Origin of the sequence: Streptomyces sp. NRRL F-525 (assembly GCF_000716605.1) — a bacterium.
GTDB lineage: Bacteria > Actinomycetota > Actinomycetes > Streptomycetales > Streptomycetaceae > Streptomyces.
On record NZ_JNXE01000001.1, the window covers coordinates 483,117 to 502,990 of the forward strand.

The 19,874-nt window shown below is 71.4% G+C and carries 18 protein-coding genes; 12 read left to right on the plus strand and 6 right to left on the minus strand.

Features of this window, described 5'->3' with window-relative positions:
- Positions 1-86 precede the first annotated feature (86 nt).
- The 11 genes from paaN to OO69_RS02185 all read left to right on the plus strand — a co-directional run bounded on the left by paaN (position 87) and on the right by OO69_RS02185 (position 10,057).
- Positions 87-1,799 (plus strand): phenylacetic acid degradation protein PaaN, encoded by a 1,713-nt coding sequence (paaN, locus tag OO69_RS02135; RefSeq protein ID WP_033278567.1) that lies wholly within the window; start codon positions 87-89, stop codon positions 1,797-1,799.
- Complete coding sequence (locus OO69_RS02140; protein ID WP_033278568.1) at positions 1,792-2,985, plus strand: thiolase family protein; 1,194 nt, start codon at positions 1,792-1,794, stop codon at positions 2,983-2,985. Before paaN ends, OO69_RS02140 begins: the two co-directional genes overlap by 8 nt.
- On the plus strand, positions 2,982-3,734 hold the full coding sequence (locus OO69_RS02145) for an enoyl-CoA hydratase/isomerase family protein (protein ID WP_033278569.1): 753 nt from the start codon (positions 2,982-2,984) through the stop codon (positions 3,732-3,734). Before OO69_RS02140 ends, OO69_RS02145 begins: the two co-directional genes overlap by 4 nt.
- Positions 3,731-4,597 carry a 3-hydroxyacyl-CoA dehydrogenase family protein gene (locus OO69_RS02150; RefSeq protein ID WP_078652258.1) on the plus strand — a complete coding sequence of 289 codons (867 nt, stop codon included), beginning with the start codon at positions 3,731-3,733 and terminating at the stop codon, positions 4,595-4,597. The genes OO69_RS02145 and OO69_RS02150 overlap by 4 nt, the downstream gene beginning before the upstream one ends.
- A complete protein-coding gene (locus OO69_RS02155; RefSeq protein ID WP_033278571.1) occupies positions 4,594-5,382 on the plus strand; it encodes an enoyl-CoA hydratase/isomerase family protein in 789 nt (262 codons plus the stop codon). The genes OO69_RS02150 and OO69_RS02155 overlap by 4 nt, the downstream gene beginning before the upstream one ends.
- Before the next feature lie 91 nt (positions 5,383-5,473).
- Positions 5,474-6,484, plus strand: coding sequence for a 1,2-phenylacetyl-CoA epoxidase subunit PaaA (paaA, locus tag OO69_RS02160; protein ID WP_033278789.1), 1,011 nt, complete (start codon positions 5,474-5,476; stop codon positions 6,482-6,484).
- Positions 6,481-6,765 carry a 1,2-phenylacetyl-CoA epoxidase subunit PaaB gene (paaB, locus tag OO69_RS02165; protein ID WP_033278572.1) on the plus strand — a complete coding sequence of 95 codons (285 nt, stop codon included), beginning with the start codon at positions 6,481-6,483 and terminating at the stop codon, positions 6,763-6,765. The genes paaA and paaB overlap by 4 nt, the downstream gene beginning before the upstream one ends.
- A 9-nt stretch (positions 6,766-6,774) precedes the next feature.
- Positions 6,775-7,611: a 1,2-phenylacetyl-CoA epoxidase subunit PaaC gene (paaC, locus tag OO69_RS02170; RefSeq protein WP_033278573.1), complete on the plus strand. Its 837-nt coding sequence runs from the start codon at positions 6,775-6,777 to the stop codon at positions 7,609-7,611.
- Positions 7,605-8,111: a 1,2-phenylacetyl-CoA epoxidase subunit PaaD gene (gene paaD, locus OO69_RS02175; RefSeq protein WP_033278574.1), complete on the plus strand. Its 507-nt coding sequence runs from the start codon at positions 7,605-7,607 to the stop codon at positions 8,109-8,111. Before paaC ends, paaD begins: the two co-directional genes overlap by 7 nt.
- A 67-nt stretch (positions 8,112-8,178) precedes the next feature.
- Entirely contained in the window at positions 8,179-9,282 is a 1,104-nt protein-coding gene (gene paaE, locus OO69_RS02180) for a 1,2-phenylacetyl-CoA epoxidase subunit PaaE (protein WP_033278575.1), read from the plus strand.
- Positions 9,283-9,289: 7 nt separating this feature from the next.
- Positions 9,290-10,057 (plus strand): enoyl-CoA hydratase/isomerase family protein, encoded by a 768-nt coding sequence (locus OO69_RS02185; protein ID WP_033278576.1) that lies wholly within the window; start codon positions 9,290-9,292, stop codon positions 10,055-10,057.
- Positions 10,058-10,141: 84 nt separating this feature from the next.
- Here the strand turns inward: OO69_RS02185 and OO69_RS02190 are convergent, their stop codons facing one another.
- The 3 genes from OO69_RS02190 to OO69_RS53470 form a co-directional block, all read right to left on the minus strand.
- Positions 10,142-11,764 (minus strand): S53 family peptidase, encoded by a 1,623-nt coding sequence (locus OO69_RS02190; protein ID WP_033278577.1) that lies wholly within the window; start codon positions 11,762-11,764, stop codon positions 10,142-10,144.
- Between the two features lie 141 nt (positions 11,765-11,905).
- Entirely contained in the window at positions 11,906-14,782 is a 2,877-nt protein-coding gene (locus tag OO69_RS02195; RefSeq protein WP_033278578.1) for a helix-turn-helix transcriptional regulator, read from the minus strand.
- 123 nt (positions 14,783-14,905) lie between these two features.
- A complete protein-coding gene (locus tag OO69_RS53470) occupies positions 14,906-15,028 on the minus strand; it encodes a hypothetical protein (RefSeq protein ID WP_267885189.1) in 123 nt (40 codons plus the stop codon).
- 114 nt (positions 15,029-15,142) lie between these two features.
- Between OO69_RS53470 and OO69_RS02200 the strand changes: the two genes are divergently transcribed.
- Positions 15,143-16,750, plus strand: a complete 1,608-nt coding sequence (locus tag OO69_RS02200; protein ID WP_033278579.1) for an amidohydrolase — start codon at positions 15,143-15,145, stop codon at positions 16,748-16,750.
- A gap of 103 nt (positions 16,751-16,853) precedes the next feature.
- Here OO69_RS02200 and OO69_RS02205 read toward each other — a convergent pair whose 3' ends face one another.
- The 3 genes from OO69_RS02205 to OO69_RS02215 all read right to left on the minus strand — a co-directional run bounded on the left by OO69_RS02205 (position 16,854) and on the right by OO69_RS02215 (position 19,849).
- Positions 16,854-17,513 (minus strand): YceI family protein, encoded by a 660-nt coding sequence (locus OO69_RS02205; RefSeq protein ID WP_033278580.1) that lies wholly within the window; start codon positions 17,511-17,513, stop codon positions 16,854-16,856.
- 184 nt (positions 17,514-17,697) lie between these two features.
- Positions 17,698-18,477 (minus strand): polysaccharide deacetylase family protein, encoded by a 780-nt coding sequence (locus tag OO69_RS02210; RefSeq protein ID WP_033278581.1) that lies wholly within the window; start codon positions 18,475-18,477, stop codon positions 17,698-17,700.
- A 148-nt stretch (positions 18,478-18,625) separates the two neighbouring features.
- The gene (locus OO69_RS02215; protein ID WP_033278582.1) at positions 18,626-19,849 is read right to left on the minus strand and encodes a cytochrome P450; all 1,224 of its coding nucleotides are present in this window, start codon (positions 19,847-19,849) and stop codon (positions 18,626-18,628) included.
- Between the last annotated feature and the right edge of the window lie 25 nt (positions 19,850-19,874).

Here is a 19,874-nt window from a genome sequence, read left to right on the forward strand (position 1 = left end):
ACCTTGTGGACCGACCGAACATTCGGTTAGCGTGCGTCACGGCCAAGTAATCCAGCAACACCACTGCCTGTCAAGAGGTGGAACGCATGCCCCAGACCAGCTCCGAGCTGCCCGACTTCTTCTCCCGCCATCGCGCCCTGCTGGAACAGGCGGTCACCGCGACCGCCACCCGCGACCACTGGACGCCGTATCCGGAGTCGCCCAGCAAGTCGGTCTACGGCGAGGACGCGGCCAAGCTCGGCGAAGCCGCCTTCGAGGAGCGGCTCGGCGGTCACTTCGAGCTGGCCGGGCATCCCGGCGACGGGCGCGTGTCGGCCGCCGAGACCTCCCCGTACGGCTTCGAGCTGGGCATCTCCTACCCCCGCATCACGCCGGACGAGGCGGTGTCCGCCGCGCTGGCGGCCACCGGACCCTGGCGTGACGCGGGCCCCGACACCCGCGCCGGAGTCGCCGCCGAGATCCTGGCCCGGCTGAACGCGGAGAGCTTCGAGATCGCGCACGCCGTGCAGCACACCACCGGGCAGGCCTTCGTCATGGCGTTCCAGGCGGGCGGCCCGCACGCCCAGGACCGTGGTCTGGAGGCCGTCGCGTACGCCTGGGCCGAGCAGAAGCGCCACCCGGACACCGCCCGCTGGAGCAAGCCGCAGCGCAAGGGCGGCCCGCAGGTCCTGGACAAGAAGTTCACCCCGGTCGGCCGCGGGGTGTCGCTGCTGATCGCCTGCAACACCTTCCCGACCTGGAACGGCTACCCGGGCCTGTTCGCCAGCCTGGTCACCGGCAACCCGGTCGTGGTCAAGCCGCACCCGGGGGCCGTCCTGCCCCTCGCGGTCACCGTACGGATCGCCCGCGAGGTACTGGCCGAGGGGGGCTTCGACCCGAACCTCGTGATCCTCGCCGCCGAGGAGCCCGGGGGTCGGAGCGCCGCCGTCCTCGCGCTGCACCCGGACGTCCGGATCATCGACTTCACCGGCTCCACGGAGTTCGGCGACTGGCTGGAGACCAACGCCCGCCAGGCCCTCGTCTGCACGGAGAAGGCCGGCCTCAACACCGTCGTCCTCGACTCCACCGACGACTACCGCGGCCTGCTCGGCAACCTCGCCTTCTCGCTGGCCCTCTACAGCGGCCAGATGTGCACCACCCCGCAGAACCTCCTGATCCCGCGCGACGGCATCACCACCGACCAAGGCCCGCGCAGCGCCGACGAGTTCGCGGCAGACCTGGCCACGGCGCTGGACAAGCTGCTCGGCGACCCCGCCCGCGCCGCCGGCACCCTCGGCGCGATCGTCAACGACGGCGTGCGCGACCGCCTGGAACAGGCCGCGACGGTCGGTCGTACGGTGCGTGCGTCCGCGCCCGTCGACCACCCCGAGCACCCGAAGGCCGTCGTACGTACGCCCCTGATCGCCCGCCTCGATGCCGAGGACGACCGGGAGACGTACACGCGGGAATGGTTCGGGCCGGTGTCGTTCGTCATCGGCACCGACTCCACCGAGCACAGCCTGCGGATCCTGCGCGAGACCGTGCGGGCGCACGGTGCGCTGACCGCCGCCGTCCACTCCACGAGTGAACTGGTGCTGGACGCAGCCGAGTTGGCCGCCCTCGACGCGGGCGTGCACCTCTCCGAGAACCTCACCGGCGGTGTCTTCGTCAACCAGTCCGCCGCGTTCAGCGACTTCCACGGCAGCGCCGCCAACCCGGCCGCCAGCGCCACCCTGTCCGACCCCGCGTTCGTCACCGGCCGGTTCGCGACCCTCCAGTCGCGCCGGCCCGCACCCGCCGAGGAGACCCCCGATGCCTGAGCTGTCCTCCGACGAGGTCTATCTGATCGACGGGGCCCGCACCCCGCAGGGCCGCTACGGCGGTGCCCTCGCCTCCGTACGGCCGGACGACCTCGCCGCCCTGGTGGTCGGCGAGGCGGTCCGCCGCGCCGGCATACCCGCTCACGAGGTCGACGAGGTGATCCTCGGCGCCGCCAACCAGGCTGGTGAGGACAACCGGGACGTGGCGCGGATGGCCGTACTGCTGGCGGGGCTGCCGCACACCGTGCCCGGCTACACCGTCAACCGGCTCTGCGCCTCCGGCCTGACCGCCGTGGCCTCGGCCGCCCAGGCGATCCGCTCCGGCGAGGCGGACCTGGTCGTCGCGGGCGGGGTGGAGTCCATGACCCGCGCCCCCTGGGTGATGGCCAAGCCCGGCACCCCGTGGGCCAAGCCGGGGGAGGTGCACGACACCTCGCTCGGCTGGCGCTTCACCAATCCGCGCTTCGCCGCGCAGCAGACCCTGTCGATGGGGGAGACGGCCGAGGAGGTCGCCGCGCTCGACGGCATCACCCGTGCCGAGTCCGACGCGTTCGCGCTGCGCAGCCATCAACGGGCCGTATCCGCTCAGGAGTTGGGCCATTTCGACCGGGAGATCGTGCCGGTACCGGTGAAGGACGGCGAGGTGACCCGCGACGAGGGCCCGCGCCCCGGCACCACGCTGGAGAAGCTCGGCTCGCTGCGCACCATCTTCCGCGAGGGCGGCATCGTCACCGCCGGTTCCTCCTCACCGCTGTCCGACGGCGCCGCCGCCCTGGTGGTCGCGAGCGGGGCGGCCGTCCGACGCCACGGGCTCACCCCGAGGGCCCGGATCGTCACCGCGGCCTCGGCCGGGGTGCAGCCGCACATCATGGGGCTCGGTCCGGTCCCCGCCACCGAGAAGGCGCTCGACCGCGCCGGTTGGGAGACCGGTGACCTGGACGCCGTAGAACTCAACGAGGCCTTCGCCGCCCAGGCCCTCGCGGTCACGCGCCGCCTCAAGCTGGACGAGGAGAAGGTCAACGCCGACGGCGGAGCGATCGCCCTCGGCCATCCGCTCGGGTGCTCCGGCGCCCGTATCCTCCTCACCCTGCTCGGCCGCCTGGAGCGCGAGAACGGCAGCCGGGGTCTGGCCACGCTGTGCGTCGGGGTCGGGCAGGGCGTGGCGATGCTCGTGGAGCGGGTATGAGCACCGGCGCCTACGAGACCCTCCTCGTCGAGGAGCGCGAGGACCGTGTCGTCGTCACCCTGCACCGACCCGAGTCCCGCAACGCCATCAGCGGCCGGATGATCCGCGAACTGCACGCCGTCTGCGACCAGTTGGAGCAGAACCCCAAGCTGCTCCTCCTCACCGGACACGGCGGGGTCTTCGCGGGCGGCGCCGACATCGCGGAGCTGCTGGCACGCGGGCGGGACGAGGCCCTGCAAGGCATCAACAGTCGTCTCTTCGAGCGGGTACGCCGACTGCCGATGCCGACCCTCGCCGCGGTGGACGGCTGGGCGCTCGGCGGTGGCGCGGAACTGTCGTACGCCTGCGACCTCCGGATCGCCGGACCGGACGCAGTCTTCGGCAACCCGGAACCCGGCCTCGGCATCCTCGCGGCGGCCGGTGCGTGCTGGCGGCTGCCCGAGCTGGTCGGCGAGTCGATCGCCAAGCAGGTGCTGCTCGCCGGCCGGAACCTCGATGCGCCCGCCGCCCTGGCCGCCGGGCTGGTCATCGACGTCGTACCGGCGGAGAAGCTGCTGGACGAGGCGCACGCGCTGCTCGACCGCATGGCCCGTTCGTCCCCTACGGCCCTTCGGCTCACCAAGCTCGTCGTCGACTCGCCCGGCGCCCACCCGGTCGCCGACGACCTCGCGCAGGCCGTGCTCTTCGAGGGGCAGGACAAGAGGGACCGCATGACACGATTCTTGGAGAAGAGGAGCAGCCGAGGATGAGCCCAACACCCCAGTCCGCACCCGCAGTTGTCGGTGTGATCGGCGGCGGCCGGATGGGCGCCGGGATCGCGCAGTCCTTCGCGGTCGCCGGTTCCTCCGTGACCGTCGTGGAGAGCGGCGAGGCCGCTTCGGCCGCCGCGTACGACCGGGTCGCCACCGGCCTCAAGCGGGGCGCCGAGCGCGGGCTGCTCAGCGAACCCGCCGAGCAGGTCCTCGCCCGCGTCACCATGGCGGACTCGGTCGACGGCCTGCCCGCCGACGCCGACCTGGTGGTCGAGGCCGTCCCCGAGGACGCCGGGCTCAAGGCCCGCGTGCTGGCCGCGGCCGAGCAGGCGGTGGGCGCGACGACCGTGCTGGCCACCAACACCAGTTCCCTCTCGGTCACCGAATTGGCCGCCGCGCTTACCCGCCCCGGCCGTTTCCTCGGCATGCACTTCTTCAACCCGGTGCCCGCCTCCGCGCTGGTCGAGATCGTCGTAGCCCCGCACACCGAGCCCGCCGTCGTCACCGCAGCCCTCGACTGGACGCACGCCCTCGGCAAGAAGGACGTCACCGTCAAGGACTCGCCCGGCTTCGCCAGCAGCCGCCTCGGACTGGCGCTCGGCCTGGAGGCGATCCGGATGGTCGAGGAGGGAGTCGCCGAGCCGGAGGCCATCGACGACGCGATGAGCCTCGGCTACAAGCACCCCATGGGGCCACTGCGCCTGACCGACTTGGTCGGCCTCGACGTACGCCTGGCCATCGCCGAGTACCTGCACTCCACCCTCGGCGAGCGCTTCGCCCCGCCGCAGCTGTTGCGCGACAAGGTCGCACGCGGTGAGCTGGGCCGAAAGACGGGACAGGGGTTCTACGAGTGGAAGTGAGCGCATCCCCGGACGGCGTCGGCTATCGCCTGGACGCCGGTGTCGCCATCATCGAGTTGCGCAGGCCCGCGCTCGATGTCGCCCTGAGGGGTGGGTTGTTGGCCGCCGTACGGCAGGTGCACGACGACGGGGACGCGGTCCGTGCCGTGCTGCTCACCGGGCACGGCAAGCACTTCTGCGTGGGGCAGGACCTCAAGGAGCACGCCCGCGCGCTGGAGAACGGACCCGCTGTCGCCTTCGCCTGCGTGCGGGACGAGTACAACCCCCTCGTGGAGGCGCTGCACGCGCTGACCCAGCCGGTGGTCGTCGCCGTCGAGGGCGCGTGTGTCGGGGCCGGGCTCGGGCTGGCGCTCTGCGCGGATGTGCGGGTCGCGGGCGAGGGCGCACGGTTTGCTACGGCGTTCACCGGGATCGGGCTGGCCGCCGACAGCGGGCTGAGCGGTGCGCTGGCCCAGGTGGTGGGTCCGTCACGGGCCGCCGCGCTGATGCTGCTCGGGGACCGGTTCGGGGCGGAGGACGCGGAGCGGTGGGGACTGGTGCACCGGGTCGTACCGGATGGCGGTGCTACGGCGGAGGGGCTGGCCCTTGCGAAGCGCCTGGCCGCCGGGCCCACCGCCGCCTACTCGGAGGTCAAGGCGCTGCTGCGGGACGCGCCCGGCGCGAGCCTTGCCACCGTGCTGGAACGGGAGGCTGCCGCGCAGGAGCGGCTGGGGGCGACCCGGGACCATCGGGCGGCCGTAGAGGCGTTTCTGGCGCGGGTCGAGCCGTCGTTCGAGGGCCGGTGACCAGCCATTCACCCGGCAGGTCTTGCCTCGCCGGGGGAAACCCATCAGACTAGGTACCGAACGAATGGTCGGTAGGGAAGTTGGTGTGTCGATGACCAGCACAGGCACGGAGGCGTCAGCCGCCGGCTGGGACGAAGCGCGGCTCGGCGAGCAGTTCGACGCCACGATCGCGAAGGACCAGCGGATCGAGCCCCGCGACTGGATGCCCGACGGCTATCGCAAGACCCTGATCCGGCAGATCGCGCAGCACGCGCACTCCGAGATCATCGGGATGCAGCCGGAGGGCGACTGGATCACCCGCGCGCCCTCCCTGCGCCGCAAGGCGATCCTCTTCGCGAAGGTGCAGGACGAGGCCGGACACGGACTGTATCTGTACTCGGCCGCCGAGACCCTGGGCGCGGACCGCGCGGAGCTGACCGAGGCGCTGATCGAGGGCCGGCAGAAGTACTCGTCGATCTTCAACTACCCGACGCCGACCTTCGCCGACGTCGGAGTGATCGGCTGGTTCGTGGACGGCGCGGCGATCTGCAACCAGGTGCCGCTGTGCCGCTGTTCGTACGGGCCGTACGCGCGGGCCATGGTGCGGGTGTGCAAGGAGGAGTCCTTCCACCAGCGCCAGGGCTACGAGTTGCTGCTCACGATGATGCGCGGCACGGACGGCCAGCGGGCCATGGTGCAGGACGCGGTGGACCGTTGGTGGTGGCCGTCGCTGATGATGTTCGGTCCGCCCGACGACGACTCGCCCAACTCGGCGCGTTCCATGGCCTGGAAGATCAAGCGGCACAGCAACGACGAACTGCGTCAGCGCTTCGTCGACATGACCGTCCCGCAGGCGGAGAAGCTCGGAGTCACCCTGCCCGACCCGGAGTTGAGCTGGAACGAGGAGCGCGGTCACCACGACTTCGGCACCCCGGACTGGTCCGAGTTGCAGCGCGTGATCAGCGGCGACGGACCGCGCAACGCCGAGCGGGTCTCCCGCCGCCGGGCCGCCCACGAGGAGGGCGCCTGGGTCCGGGAGGCGGCCACCGCCCACGCGGCCAAGCAGGCCGCCCGTACGCAGGCAACCGCCCGTACACAGAAAACCGAAGGAGCGGCGGCATGACGCAGGACTGGCCCCTGTACGAGGTGTTCGTCCGCGGCAAGCGCGGCCTGAATCACGTCCACGTCGGCTCGCTGCACGCCGCCGACGACGCCATGGCGCTCACCCACGCCCGCGACCTCTACACGCGGCGCAACGAGGGCGTGTCCATCTGGGTCGTGCGCTCCGAGCACATCGCCGCCTCGACCCGCGACGAGAAGGACCCGTTCTTCGCGCCGAGCGCCGACAAGGTCTACCGCCACCCGACCTTCTACGACATCCCCGAAGACGTCCCCCACATCTAGGAGCAGGGAATGAGTGACGACCACGTCTATCTGTCCCTGGCCGAGGGACACGACGACAGCGACGCCCGCTGGGCATTCGGCACCGGCTTCGAGGACCCGCTCTACGGCGTCGACCAGACCGTGCCGGAGGGGACGGACGCCGCTCAACTGGCCGCGTTCTGCCTGGCACTTGGCGACGACGCGCTCGTGAGTGCGCAGCGGCTGGCCCAATGGTGCACCGCCGCCCCCGAGTTGGAGGAGGAGGTGGCCCTGGCCAACATCGGGCTCGACCTCCTCGGCCAGACCCGCCTGCTCTACGCGCGTGCCGGCCAGGTCGACGGCACGGGCCGCGACGAGGACGCGTACGCCTACTTCCGCGACGCCGACGCCTTCCGCAACGTACGGCTGGCGGAACTCCCCAACGGGGACTTCGCGTTCTCCATCACCCGGCTGCTGGTGCTGTCCTCCTGGCGACTGGCCCTCTTCGAGCGGCTCGCCACGACGACCTCGGACCCGGTGCTCGCGGCCATCGCCGCCAAGGGCGTCAAGGAGCTGGCGTACCACCGCCAGTACGCGGCTGAGTGGGCCGTCCGACTGGGCGACGGCACGGAAGAGTCACAGCGGCGGATGCGGGACGCGCTGACCGCCATCGCGCCGTTCGTGGACGAACTCTTCGCGGGGGAGGGCGAGTTGAAGACCGAGGTCCTGGCCGTGCTCCGCCAGGTCACCGACGCGGCCGGGCTCGTGCTCCCCGAGGCGGCACCGGTCCCCGGACACGGCCGCGACGGCGACCACACGGACCACCTCGCCCCGCTGCTGGCCGAACTCCAGAGCGTGGCCCGCGCCCACCCGGAGGCGACATGGTGACCACCCTGATCGACTCACGGCGCGCCTGGAACATCGCCGCGCAGGTCCCGGACCCCGAGATGCCCATGCTCACCCTCGCCGACCTCGGCGTGCTGCGCGGGGTCGAGATCGACGCGGACGGCGGCGTCGTCGCGAGCCTGACACCCACCTACTCCGGCTGCCCCGCCATGGCCGAGATGCGCGCCGAAGTGGCGGCACGGCTGCGGGAGGCGGGGTTCGCGAAGGTGGAGATCCGTACGGTCCTCGACCCTCCGTGGACCACCGACTGGATCACCCCCGAAGGCCGCCGCAGCCTCGCCGAGCACGGCATCGCCCCGCCCGGCGCGGCACCCCGCGGCCCGATCAAGCTCACGCTGTCGCCGACCCGCCATACGGTTGCCTGCCCACGCTGCGGCTCGGCGGACACCGAGGAGACCTCGCACTTCGCGGCGACCTCCTGCAAGGCCCTGTGGCGATGCCGCGCCTGCCGCGAGCCGTTCGAGTACGTCAAGGAGATCTGATGGCGAGCCCCCAGCTCCCACCTCTGGTGAGCCCCCAACTCCCGCTCGCGGAAAGGACGGTGGACCAGTGACCGCCCCGGCCCCCACCACCCCCGCCCGCCCGGCGCGTCGCCGGCCGGCCTTCCACGCGCTGCGGGTCGCCGCCGTCGAGTCGCTGTGCGAGGACGCCGCCGCCATCAGCTTCGACATTCCCGAGCACCTCGCGGAGGAGTTCGCGTACCGGCCCGGTCAGTCGCTCACGCTCCGCCGTGCGGTGGAGGGACGCGACGAGCGTCGCTCGTACTCCATCTGCTCTCCGGCGGGCGCTCGCCCCCGCATCGGCGTACGGGTCGTCCCCGGCGGCCTGTTCTCCTCCTGGCTCGTCAATGACGTACGACCCGGAGACACCGTCGAGGTGATGGCCCCCACCGGCGCCTTCACCCCCGACCTGACGAGCCCCGGCCACCACGTCCTGATCGCCGCCGGGTCCGGCATCACCCCGATGCTGTCCATCGCGGAATCAGTCCTCGCCGCCGACACCCGCTCCCGCGTCACGCTCTTCTACGGCAACCGGCGCAGCGCCACCGTGATGTTCGCCGACGACCTGGCCGACCTGAAGGACCTGTACCCCGGCCGTTTCCAGTTGGCGCACATCCTGTCCCGCGAGCCGCGCGAGGCCGAGATCCTCTCCGGCCGCCTCGACGCCGACCGGCTCAGCGCGCTCGTGGACGCCCTCGTCGACGTGGACACCGCCGACCACTGGTGGCTGTGCGGCCCGCACGGCATGGTCCGCGACGCCCAACAGGTCCTCTCCGGACTGGGCGTCCCCGTCGAACGCGTCCACCAGGAGCTGTTCTACGCCGACGACGAGCCCGTACGGACCAACGAACACGTCGACAAGGTCTACGACGGCCCCGTCAGCCAGGTCACCGTCACCCTCGACGGTCGCACCACCAACTCCGCGCTCCCCAGGGACACTTCGATCCTCGACGGCGCCCAGAAGACCCGCCCCGACCTGCCCTTCGCCTGCAAGGGCGGCGTCTGCGGCACCTGCCGTGCGCTGGTCACCGACGGCACCGCGGACATGCGGCGCAACTACGCCCTCGAACCCGCCGAGGTCGACGCCGGTTACGTCCTGACCTGCCAGACCTTCCCCGTGTCCGACACTCTCGCCGTCGACTACGACAGCTGAGCCGGCGATGACACTTCACTTCGAGGTCACCGAGGGCGTCGGCACGATCCGCCTCGACCGGCCGCCGATGAACGCCCTGGACACGGAGACACAGGACGGCCTGCGCGCACTCGCCGAGGAGGCCTCGCGGCGTGACGATGTGCGGGCCGTGGTGATCTACGGCGGGGAGAAGGTGTTCGCGGCGGGTGCGGACATCAAGGAGATGCAGCGGATGGATCATGCGGCGATGGTCGTGCGGTCGCGGGCGTTGCAGGAGTCGTTCACGGCGGTGGCCCGGATTCCGAAGCCGGTCGTTGCGGCGATCACGGGCTATGCGCTGGGCGGGGGTTGTGAGTTGGCGTTGTGTGCGGACTTCCGTATTGCCGCCGACAACGCGAAGCTCGGTCAGCCGGAGATCCTGCTGGGGTTGATTCCGGGGGCGGGCGGCACGCAGCGGCTGGCGCGGCTGATCGGTCCGTCGAAGGCGAAGGATCTGATCTTCACGGGTCGGATGGTCAAAGCCGATGAGGCTTTGGCGCTGGGGCTGGTGGACCGACTCGCTCCCGCCGCCGAGGTGTTCACCGAAGCGCACGCGTGGGCGGCCAAGCTCGCGCAGGGACCGGCGATTGCGCTCCGTGCGGCGAAGGAAGCGATCGACACCGGGTTGGAGACGGACATCGAGACCGGGCTCGCCGTCGAACGCACCTGGTTCGCGGGCCTGTTCGCCACGGAAGACCGTGAGCGGGGGATGCGCAGCTTCGTCGAAGAGGGCCCCGGCAAAGCCAAGTTCAGGTGATTCGGGTGATTCAGGCGACGTGAAGCGCGGGCCGGGAGTGATTCCCGGCCCGCGCTTCGTTCAGCGATGTTCAGCTACCGGCGGTCAGCCGAGCAGCTTGGTCGCCAGGGTCGCGGCGTTGTACGAGCCCCAGCCGGTGGTGAAGTCCCAGCCGGTGGCGGCGGAGTAGGCGCCGTTGCTGCCACTGGTGATGTCGTGGAAACCGGTGCCGCTCGCCGTGTAGAGCGCGGGGTTGGCGAAGCCGAGGTTGGCCTTGCCGGCCGCCGCGGCCTGCTGGTTGTAGAGCGCGCCGAACGCGGCCCACTCGGGTGCGGCGGCGCTGGTGCCGCCGACCGAGGTCCAGGTGCCCTGCGAGTAGATCGAGACGCCGGGGCTCGGGTTGGCGTGCGCCGAGACGTCCGGGACCTGGCGGTAGCCGCCACCGGCGGTCTTCTGGACGGCGGTCTGCCAGCTCGGGATCTTGAAGACGGAGGACTTGCCGCCGCCACCGCCGGACCAGGCCACCTCCTTGCTGAACGCGTTGGCGGAGGTGACGGTCAGCTTGGTGCCGCCGACGCCCGTGACGTACGGGTCGGAGGCCGGGTAGTCGACCGTGGTCGTACCGTCGCCCGCGTCGTCCGAACCGTCGTCGCCCGAGGCCGCGTAGAAGCCGAGGCCCTCGGCCGCGCCCGCCTTGAACACGGCGTCGACGGCGTTGATGTTGGAGGTGGTGCGCTGGCTCTCGGAGGCGCCCCAGCTGATCGAGGTGGTCGGGATGCCGCTGTCGACGATGGCCTGGTAGGTGTCGACCTCGCCCGCGTCGGAGTTGGGGCCCTCGAAGACGGTGACGTTCGCCTTGGGAGCGATCGCGTGCAGGACCTCGATGTCCAGCTCGACCTCGACCTGACCGTCACCGAGCGCACCCGAGCCGCCGTCCACCTTCGACACGGTCGGAGTGGGCGAGCCCAGGCTGTAGTTGGTGTCGTACTTGGTGATGTTGGACTGCGCGAAGCCGTCGAACTCCAGCAGCGCGATCTTCTGGCCGCTGCCGGTGTACGTACCGGAGACGTTGTAGCCGCCCTTGAGCTGCGCCGGGGTGTAGCCGCCGCCCGGACCGTTGCGCGGGGCGACGGTGTTGGTCGCCTGGTGGTGCAGCTGGGCGCGGTTGTTGAGGCCGGTCACGTCGCTGACCAGGCCGGCGATGCCGGTCGGCAGGGTCGGCGCGGTCTCGTTGGCGTAGAACGCGCGGCCCGACTTGGCGTCCTTCCACGTCGACAGCTTGGTGCCGAACGCCTTCTCCAACTGCGCGGCGGTGCCACTGGCATCGACCAGCAGGTTGCCCGAGTGGACCTTGCCGACGGTGAGACCCTGGGCGCGCAGGAAGTCCTTGACCTGCTTCACCTCGGCGTCCGTCCGGCCGAACCGGGCCGCGAACTGAGCCTTCGTCAGATAGTGGCCGTACGAACTCGACCGCGGATTACTGACGTTGGCGATGAAGGTGTCGAGGCCCTTGTTGTTTCTCGGGGTCAGGCTGATGGCCACCGATATGCGCTTGGCGGCGGAGACGGCGCCGGTGCGGGCCGCGTCGTGGTTCAGGCCCGTGAGGACATCTCCCGCGATGGCGGCGCGAGTTGTGTGCGGCTGGGCGGCGGCGTAGGCGCTGGGGACGGCGGCGGCGAGCAGAGCCGGTACGGCGACCAGACCGACCAGTTTCAGTCGTGACGTCACTGAGGTCCTCCGAGGAGTGGGGGGTTGCTGTCCCGGAAGCGGAACGGCTTCACCGTAGGAACATCGACCCCACCCGCATAAGCGGGGGAACCCTTGCGTCGCGTGTTAACTGCGGATGTCATGTGAACCGCGAATGACAGGTCAGCGGCGGTTGTCGAGCGTCCTTTGACTACGGACCCGGCCTGGCTGACTGATCGTCACCGCCGGTGTGGTGAGCTGCTGTTGGTCGTCGTCGCCGACGCTCACGCTCGCCGCGCCGGACGCGATGACGGCGACCGCCATGGCGTGGGCGAGCGCGGTGCGTGAGCGGACCCCGACCTTGCGGTAGACCCGCGACAGCGTGCCCTCGACCGTCTTCACGCTGATGAACAGCTCCGCCGCGACCTCCCTGTTGGTGGCCCCGCCGCCGACCAGCTCGGCCACCCGCGCCTCCGTGGGCGTGAGTTCGGGCCGCCCCTCACCGTCCCGGTCGCCGGCCTCCAGCCGAGCCAGTTCGTCCCCGGCCCGGGCGGCCAGCGGAACGGCGCCGATCCGCGTCGCCGTCTCCCATGCCTCGCCGAGAGCGGTGCGTGCCGCGTTTCGGTGCCGGGCCCGGCGTTCTACCGCGCCGAGCGCGATGAGCGTGCGTATCAGGTCGACGGGCAACGGGAGTTGACGCAACCGGTCGACGGCGGTCCGCAGCCGCACCGCCCCCTCCTTCGCCCGGCCGAGCCCGGCCTCACGCAGCCCCTCGGCCCGCTCCAGCGCGGCCAGTACGCTGCCGGGCGCGTCGACGGACACCCGCTTCCGCGCCTCGTCGAGCACGGCACCGGCCGCGTCCGTCTCGCCCAGCACGACCAGGGCCTCGGCCAGGTCGCTGTACCAGTGCAGCAGCGGCGGATCGGCGGCGGACATGGCCGCGCCGAGCTCCTTGACGCGCTGCAGCGCCTCGACCGCGGCGGCGGCCCCACGCGGGTCACCCGCGAGCAACTCGGCCTGCCCCAGCACCGCCAACGCGCGGAGCAGGAACAGCCGGTCACCGTCCGCCTCCGACGCCCGCACCGCCTGCTCGGCCAGCCGCCGCGCCTCGTCGGCGGTCCCGCCCGCGGTCGCCGCGAGCGCCGCCGCGTACAGCGCCGGAGCGGCCTGTACGCCGGTCTCGGCCACGGCACGTGTGCAGCGGGCGGCGGTGTCCATGGCCTCCCGGCAGTGCCCGGCGCGCACTTGGATCCGGGTGAGGGCCACCAGGGTCGCCATGACCTCTTCGACACCGGCGAACTCCCCGATCTCCGCGAGGAGTTCGGTGACCCGCTTCTGAGCCTCCGTCACCTTGTCCGAGTCCAGGGCGAGGATCGCCCGCATCCGGATCAGCCCCCAGCTCTCCGGCCCGGCGCCGGCGCCCCCGGCCAGGGCGAGGGCCTCCTCCAACGCGGCGTCGGCGGCAACCGGTTCACCGCCCAGGGAACGCACCCGGGCGAGCGTGGCGAGCGCGCCGATCCGGGTCTCCGCGTCACCGGCCACGGCCGCCTGCCGAGCGGCGCGCCGGGCATGCCGGGCCGCGTCCTCCAACTCCCCGCACAACAGGCCCCGTACGGCTGCCCAGTGGTGCAGCCACGCCTCGGCCTCCGGATCGCCGTCCGCGTCCCGGAGCCCCTCCTCGATCAGGGCATGCGCACCCTTCAACGCCTGCCCGGCATTACGCAGCAGCACCAGCCGCGCCCGCACCCGCTGCCGCGCGGATCCCGACCCGGCGAGCACGGTCTCGGCCGCCTGCCCCGCCTCCTCCAACTGCCCGGCGTCACAGGCGTATTCGGCCGCCGCCAACAACCGGTCGGCGCGCTCCACAGGACGGTCGTCGGGTGTGCGCCGGGCCGCGAGCCCGGCCAAGTCGAAGGCGGCATCGGGCGCACCGTCGCGCCGCGCGGACTCGGCCGCGGACATCAGCGTGCGGGCCGTGGCCTCGTCCTCGTAGGGGTGGGCGAGCGCCAAGTGCCGCGCCTGCTCGACGAGTTCGGTGACCGCGCGGCCCAGCAACGCGTGCGCTTGTCGGCGCTCGTGCTCCGCGGCATCGGCGTAGACGGCGGCCCGGACCAGCGGATGCCGGAAGCGTACGGTCCCGTCGGCGTCGGCCGTCGCGACACCGAGCCGCTCCGCCTCCGCGAGGTCGGCGGCGGGGTCATCGAGTCCGGCGGCGCGCAGCAGCGTGAGCGTGGGGCGGGCGGCGGCGCTGGCGACGAGGAGGGTGCGACGCGCGGATGCGGGCAGTGCGCGCACCTGTTCCAGGAGCAGGGTGCGCAGGCGTCGGGGTACGGGCAGGCTCCGGCCGAGACCGACGGCCGCTCCGTCGCGCGGGGCCGCCCGGCCCAACTCCAGCGCGTACCAAGGGTTTCCGGCGGCGGTGTCCTGGACGGCCCGCAGCACCGCCGGTGGCAGGTCGGCGGGGAGGAGGTGCGTCACCTCGTCGTCCGTCAGGGGTGGCACGGGCAGTTCGAGGATGCCGGGCGGGCAGCAGTGCGGCCGTTCGGGCTGCTCGTCCTCGGTGACCCGCTCGGCGGCCACCACCCGTATGTCGAGGCCCTCGACACGGCGCACGACGAAGGCGAGCACCTCGGCGGTCGGCTCGTCGATCCACTGGAGGCCGTCGAGTACCAGCAGCACGGGGCCGGTGGCGGCGAGGGCGCGCAGCACGTCGAGAACGGCGACGCGGATCGCGAGCCGGTCCCGGTCGCTGTCCGGTGTCTCGCCGCGCAACAGGGCTGCCCGCAGCGCCACTTGGGGTTCGGGGGCCAAGGCCGCCAGGCAGCTCTCCGGGACCCGTGCGAACAGGTCGACGAGACCGGCGAAGGGGAGCCGGGCATCCTCCTCGGCGGGGGAGCAGTGCAACACCGTTCCGGCAGGCTGGACTTGAGCTGCCGAGGTCGCCACGAGGGCAGCGACCAGTACGGACTTGCCGATGCCCGCGGGGCCGTAGAGGAGTACTCCATGACGGTTCGTCAACTCGGCCCGGGCCGTGTCGAGCAGCTCGCGGCGCCCGGTCAATGACCGTACTTCCAGGGTGAGTCCAGGGACGGAACGCAGCCGGAGCCGAGGGCGGGGCAGCCGGATCGGCGAGTGAGGCAGGTGTGGCGGGTGTGGCGGAGCCCCGGATATTTCGGCATGTGTTCATGACAACCGGTGCGGAATCGGCTTGTCAATGACGGTCGGTGTGTCGCCGGTCGGCGAACGGGCCGCGACCACGATCCGGCGGTCCGTCTCGTCGACCATTTGACTCATGATCTCGATCACAGCTCTCCTCTCTGGCGTGTTTCCTGCTTCTGAGACCGCCAAATGTGTGTGAACCCGCTGTCCAGCCGTACAAAAGCCAGGTCAGCGGATGTCGCGAGGAAGTGGGAGAGAACGATGACCGATCACGGAGCCGACCTGGTGATCCGGGCGAACGCGATCCACACACTGGTGCCCGGCCAGGCGCCGCAGCGGGCGCTGGCCGTGCGGGGCGACCGCGTCGCGGCCCTCTCGCCCGACCCGAACGGACTCGACCACCTCGTGAGCGAGCGCACGACGGTCCACGACCTCCCCGGCGCCACCGTGCTGCCCGCGTTCGACGACACCCACACGCACCTGATCTACGCGGCACTCGGCGCGCACGACGTGCCCGTGCACCAGGCCCACGACATCCCCGAGTTCCTCGACCTGATCCGGCAACGGGCGAAGGTGACCCCCGAGGGCGAGTGGATCCGCACGACCACCAACTGGCAGGAACTCAACCTCGCCGAGCGCCGCATGCCCACCGCCGCCGAACTCGACCGGGCCACCGACCGGCACCCCGTCCTGGTCAAGCGCGGCGGCCACAACGACATCGTCAACACCTACGCGCTGCGCCTGGCGGGCATCACCGAGGACACTCCCGTGCCGCCGGGCGGTGTCATCGGCCGCGACGCCGACGGCCGGCTCAACGGGCGGTTGATCGACAACGCGCTGGGCCTGGTGGAGCGTCTGCTCCCGGCCCCGGACCGGGCCCAGCGGATCGACGGACTGCGCCTGGCGTCCGCCCAGTACGCGGCCACCGGCATCGGCACCGTCCGCGACTGCGCCGTCACCCCCGAGGACTACGCCGTCCTCCTCGCCGCCCGCGAGGCCGGCGCCCTCAACACCCGTGTCCGCGCCCTGATTTCAGCGCTCGGCATGACCAGCGCGGCCCAGGTGGAGGACCTGCTCGACGTCATGGAGGACTGGCGTGACGGCTCCGACCCGTGGCTGCGGGTGTGGGGTGTGAAGTTCGGGCTCGACGGCGGCCTCGAAGCCGGTGCCACCGAGGAGCCGTACGCCTGTGACCACGCCTTCTCCGGAACCCTGATCTGGGAGCCCGACGCGCTGGTCGAGGCCGTCGAGGCGGTGGTCCGGCGCGGCTGGCGCGTCGGCACGCACGCCTACGGCGACCGCGCGGTCCGCACCCTCCTCGACGTCTACGAGCGCGTCCTCGTCCGCAACCCCGGCCTGCCCGCCGGCACGCTGGTGATGGAGCACGGCGGCCTCGCCGGTCCCGAACAGCGCGCCCGCGCCGTCGAGTTGGGCATCCCCGTCACCATCCAGCAGCCCCTGCTGCACGACACCGCCGAGGTGGAGGAGGGCTTCTGGGGCCCGGAACGCGTCGCCCGACTCTTCCCCGCCCGCGGTTGGATCGACCTCGGCGCCGAGGTCAGCGCCGGATCGGACTTCCCCGTCGGCCAGTTCGGCGCGATGCGCTCGGTCTACGGCATGACCACCCGCCAGACGGTCATCGGCGTCAAGGGTCCGGAACACGCCATCACCTACGACGAGGCGCTCACCCTGCACACGGTCAACGCGGCCCGCCTGTGCGGCGATCAGGATCTGCGCGGCACGCTCGCACCGGGTCGCCTCGCCGACCTCACCGTTTGGGACCAGGACCCCGCCGACTGCCCGAGCGATGCCCTGCGCGACCTGAACCCCGTCCACACGATCGTCGGCGGCCGCCTCGTCACCCGGTAGGGAGCCCGCGCGACTGGAAACAAGCGGAAACACCGGAAACACCGGGAAACACTTGACTCGCCCGGCACGCAGCGACACGGCGTCCGGGCGAGCAAACGTTCCGTCAGACGGCCGGCATCGTACGGATCGCCGCGATGTCGAACTGGAGCCGCACCTTCTCGCTCACCATCGCACCACCCTCGGCCAGCCGGGAGTTGTAGGTCAGACCCCACTCGGAACGGTCGATGGTGGTGGTGCCGTCGAAGCCGACGCGCTCGACGCCGAACGGGTCGGTGACATGGCCGATATAGGTGAGTTCGAGGACGACGGGCCGGGTGACGTCCTTGATGGTGAGGTCGCCGAGCATGCGGTAGACATCGTTGCCGGCCATTTGCACCGCGGTACTCGCGAACCGCATCCGCGGGAAGGTGGCGGTGTCCAGGAAGTCACGGCCGACCAAGTGGGCGTCGCGTTGTTCCACTCCGGTGTCGACTGTGCCGGTGGACACCACGATCTCGGCCTGCGAACGGGCGGGGTTGCGGCCGTCGAAGTAGAGGCGGCTTTTGTATTCGGCGAAAGACCCGCGCACGGTCGTCACCATCGCGTGCCGGACGGAGAAGCCGATCCGGCTGTGCGCGGGGTCGATCATCCACTCTCCGGTCAGCGCGGCCAGGGCGGGATCGGGCAGGCCGGAGGGGGTGGAGGCCGGTGGGGCGGCCGGGCGTTTCGGGACGGCGGGGGGTGCCGAGCGGCGGAGGGGCGCAGCGCGGTTGAACAGGTTCATGTGTCACGTAGTTACTGCACGCCTGAAATCGCCGCAAGCCTTCGCTGTCCGCCGCCGACAGCGCGAATCGGCACTGACACGGTTAAATACCGCCACCTCGCGGGCCGTTACACATTTCCCACACATATTCGTCACCCGAAATACGGCTGACGCCAATTCAGTGCGCTGTTCGGCACCCCACCGTTCAGCGCACCGGGAATCCGAAGGAATAACCCTGCTGCTTCAGCCACGGCAGGATCTCGCGCAGCGCGGCCACGGTCTCCGAGCGGTCGCCGCCGGCGTCGTGGAACAGGATCGTCGGCCCGTTGGGGAGTTCGCTCTTGACGGTGGCGATGATGGCGTCCGTGCCCGGGAGTTCGAAGTCCTTGGAGTCGACGTTCCAGCCCAGCGGACGCATCCCCTGCGAGGCGGCGAGGTGCCGGCTGTACGGCGTGAAGGCGCCGCCCGGCGCACGGTAGTACAGGGGGCGGACACCGCCGGACGCCTTGGTGATCATGCGCGCGGCGTCCAGGATCTCCTGCGACTGATAGGCCTCGGACTTCTTGTCCATCGTCGTGTCGTGCGACACCGTGTGGTCGCACAGCCGGTGCCCGGCCGCGACGACCGCCTTGACCAGGTCGGGGTGGGCCTCGGCCTCGGGGCCGATCATGCAGAAGGTGGCCTTCACCCCGTACTGCTTGAGGAGTTGGAGCACCTGCGGGGTCCAGGTCGGGTCCGGTCCGTCGTCGATGGTGATGTTGACGCCGTGGGCGCCCTGGTCGGAGGCGTGCACGATCTCCTCCGACACGGTGGCCCGGGCGGGGGCCGAACTGGCCGCGGAGGGGCGCGCGTTGCCCCCGGCGCCCGGCGCGTCGACGACACCGGCCTGCGCGGTCCACACCGAGGTCGCCGCCGCCACCGCGGTCACCCCGACCGCCGCCGCGAGTACCCGCCCGTACCAACCCCGCCCACCGTGCCGTGCCATGTCAGCCTGCCCTTGTCCTGTTTGATCGACTCCGTGCACTCGTCAGGACGGCGTAAAGGCGGGGGAGGATCCGCCTGTTACGGATCACGGACAGTTTCGCGGGAGTTCCGAGACGCAGGCTCAACGAGCGGACACCGCAGAGGTTTCGCTATCGCGGCGCGAGACGCCCGCGGAAGTCCTCCGGCACCGGCGCGAAGCGGAGCGCCATCGTGAGCTTCTCGGGGTGGTCGACGGTCAGCCGGTACCGGGTGCACAACAGGTGGCACAGGCCCATCAGTTGGACGGTCCCGATGTTGGCGCCCACGCATTTCTTGGGCGCCCAGCCGAACGGCACGTAGCAGGTGCGGTCCGCCGGGCCGTGCGGCGCGCCCGGCAGGAAACGGTCCGGGTCGAAGACGTCCGGCTGCTTCCAGACCCGCTCGTCACGGTGGATCAGGTGCGGGCTCAGCAGATACCAATCACCGGGCTCCAGCCGGGTCTTGCCGAAGTCGAAGGGGAACTGGTTGCGCCGCACCAGCAGCAGCGGCGGGCTCCACAGCCGCAGCACCTCCTTCACGAACCGGTGCGTCACCGGCGCCGCGTGCGTCGGAGCGGCACGGAACTCCACCGGGTCCACGGTCGACAGTTCCTCGGTGAGCCGTCGCTGCCACTCGGGGTTGCGGACGAACTCGTACAGCAGACTCGCGGCGGCGGTGCCCGGCGGCCCGCCGATCGCGGTGAGGACCGTGGTGACGACGTCCAGGGCGCGGTCCATGCCGAGTCGGGGCAGCAGGTCGACGAACGGATCGGCGAGATCCAGTTCGCGCTTCCGTTTCCCGTGCGCCCGCTGCCGGAGCACCCGGCGCACCACGAGCCCGGACCGCAGCTGTACGACGATGAACCGCAGGTGGTGCCAGAGCCCGGCCGGCTCGGGCGAGACGAGCCGCAGCAGCTTCATCTCCAGGTCACGGAGGACCAGTTCGGCCTCGCTGGTGGTGAGCCCGGACAGCGCGACCGGCAACATCGACCGCAGCGCCACGTCCTGGGTGAGCATGACCAGGTCGACGTCCTCGCCGAGCCGTTCGTCGATGATCCCCTCCATACGGTCGATCAGAGCGCCGTGCTGCTCCGGCGTGGCCAGCGTGTGCAGTTGGGTCAGCCACGCGGAACGGATCCGGCTCCACCGCACCTCGGGGCTGCGCCGCCGCAGCAGCATGTCGATCAGCCGGTCGTGCAGGACGAACCGGCGCCAGTTCGTGGCACTGACATGGCGCGCCGCCTCCGGCTCGAACACACCGAGCCGGGTGTCGTCGACCCAGAAGATCCCGTCCTCGGCGGCGCTGCGCGTGCGGATGGAGTGCAGGAAGTCCTCGGGGTGCTGCGGGGTGGTCATGATGAGCGTCCCCTCGTGGGGCGCG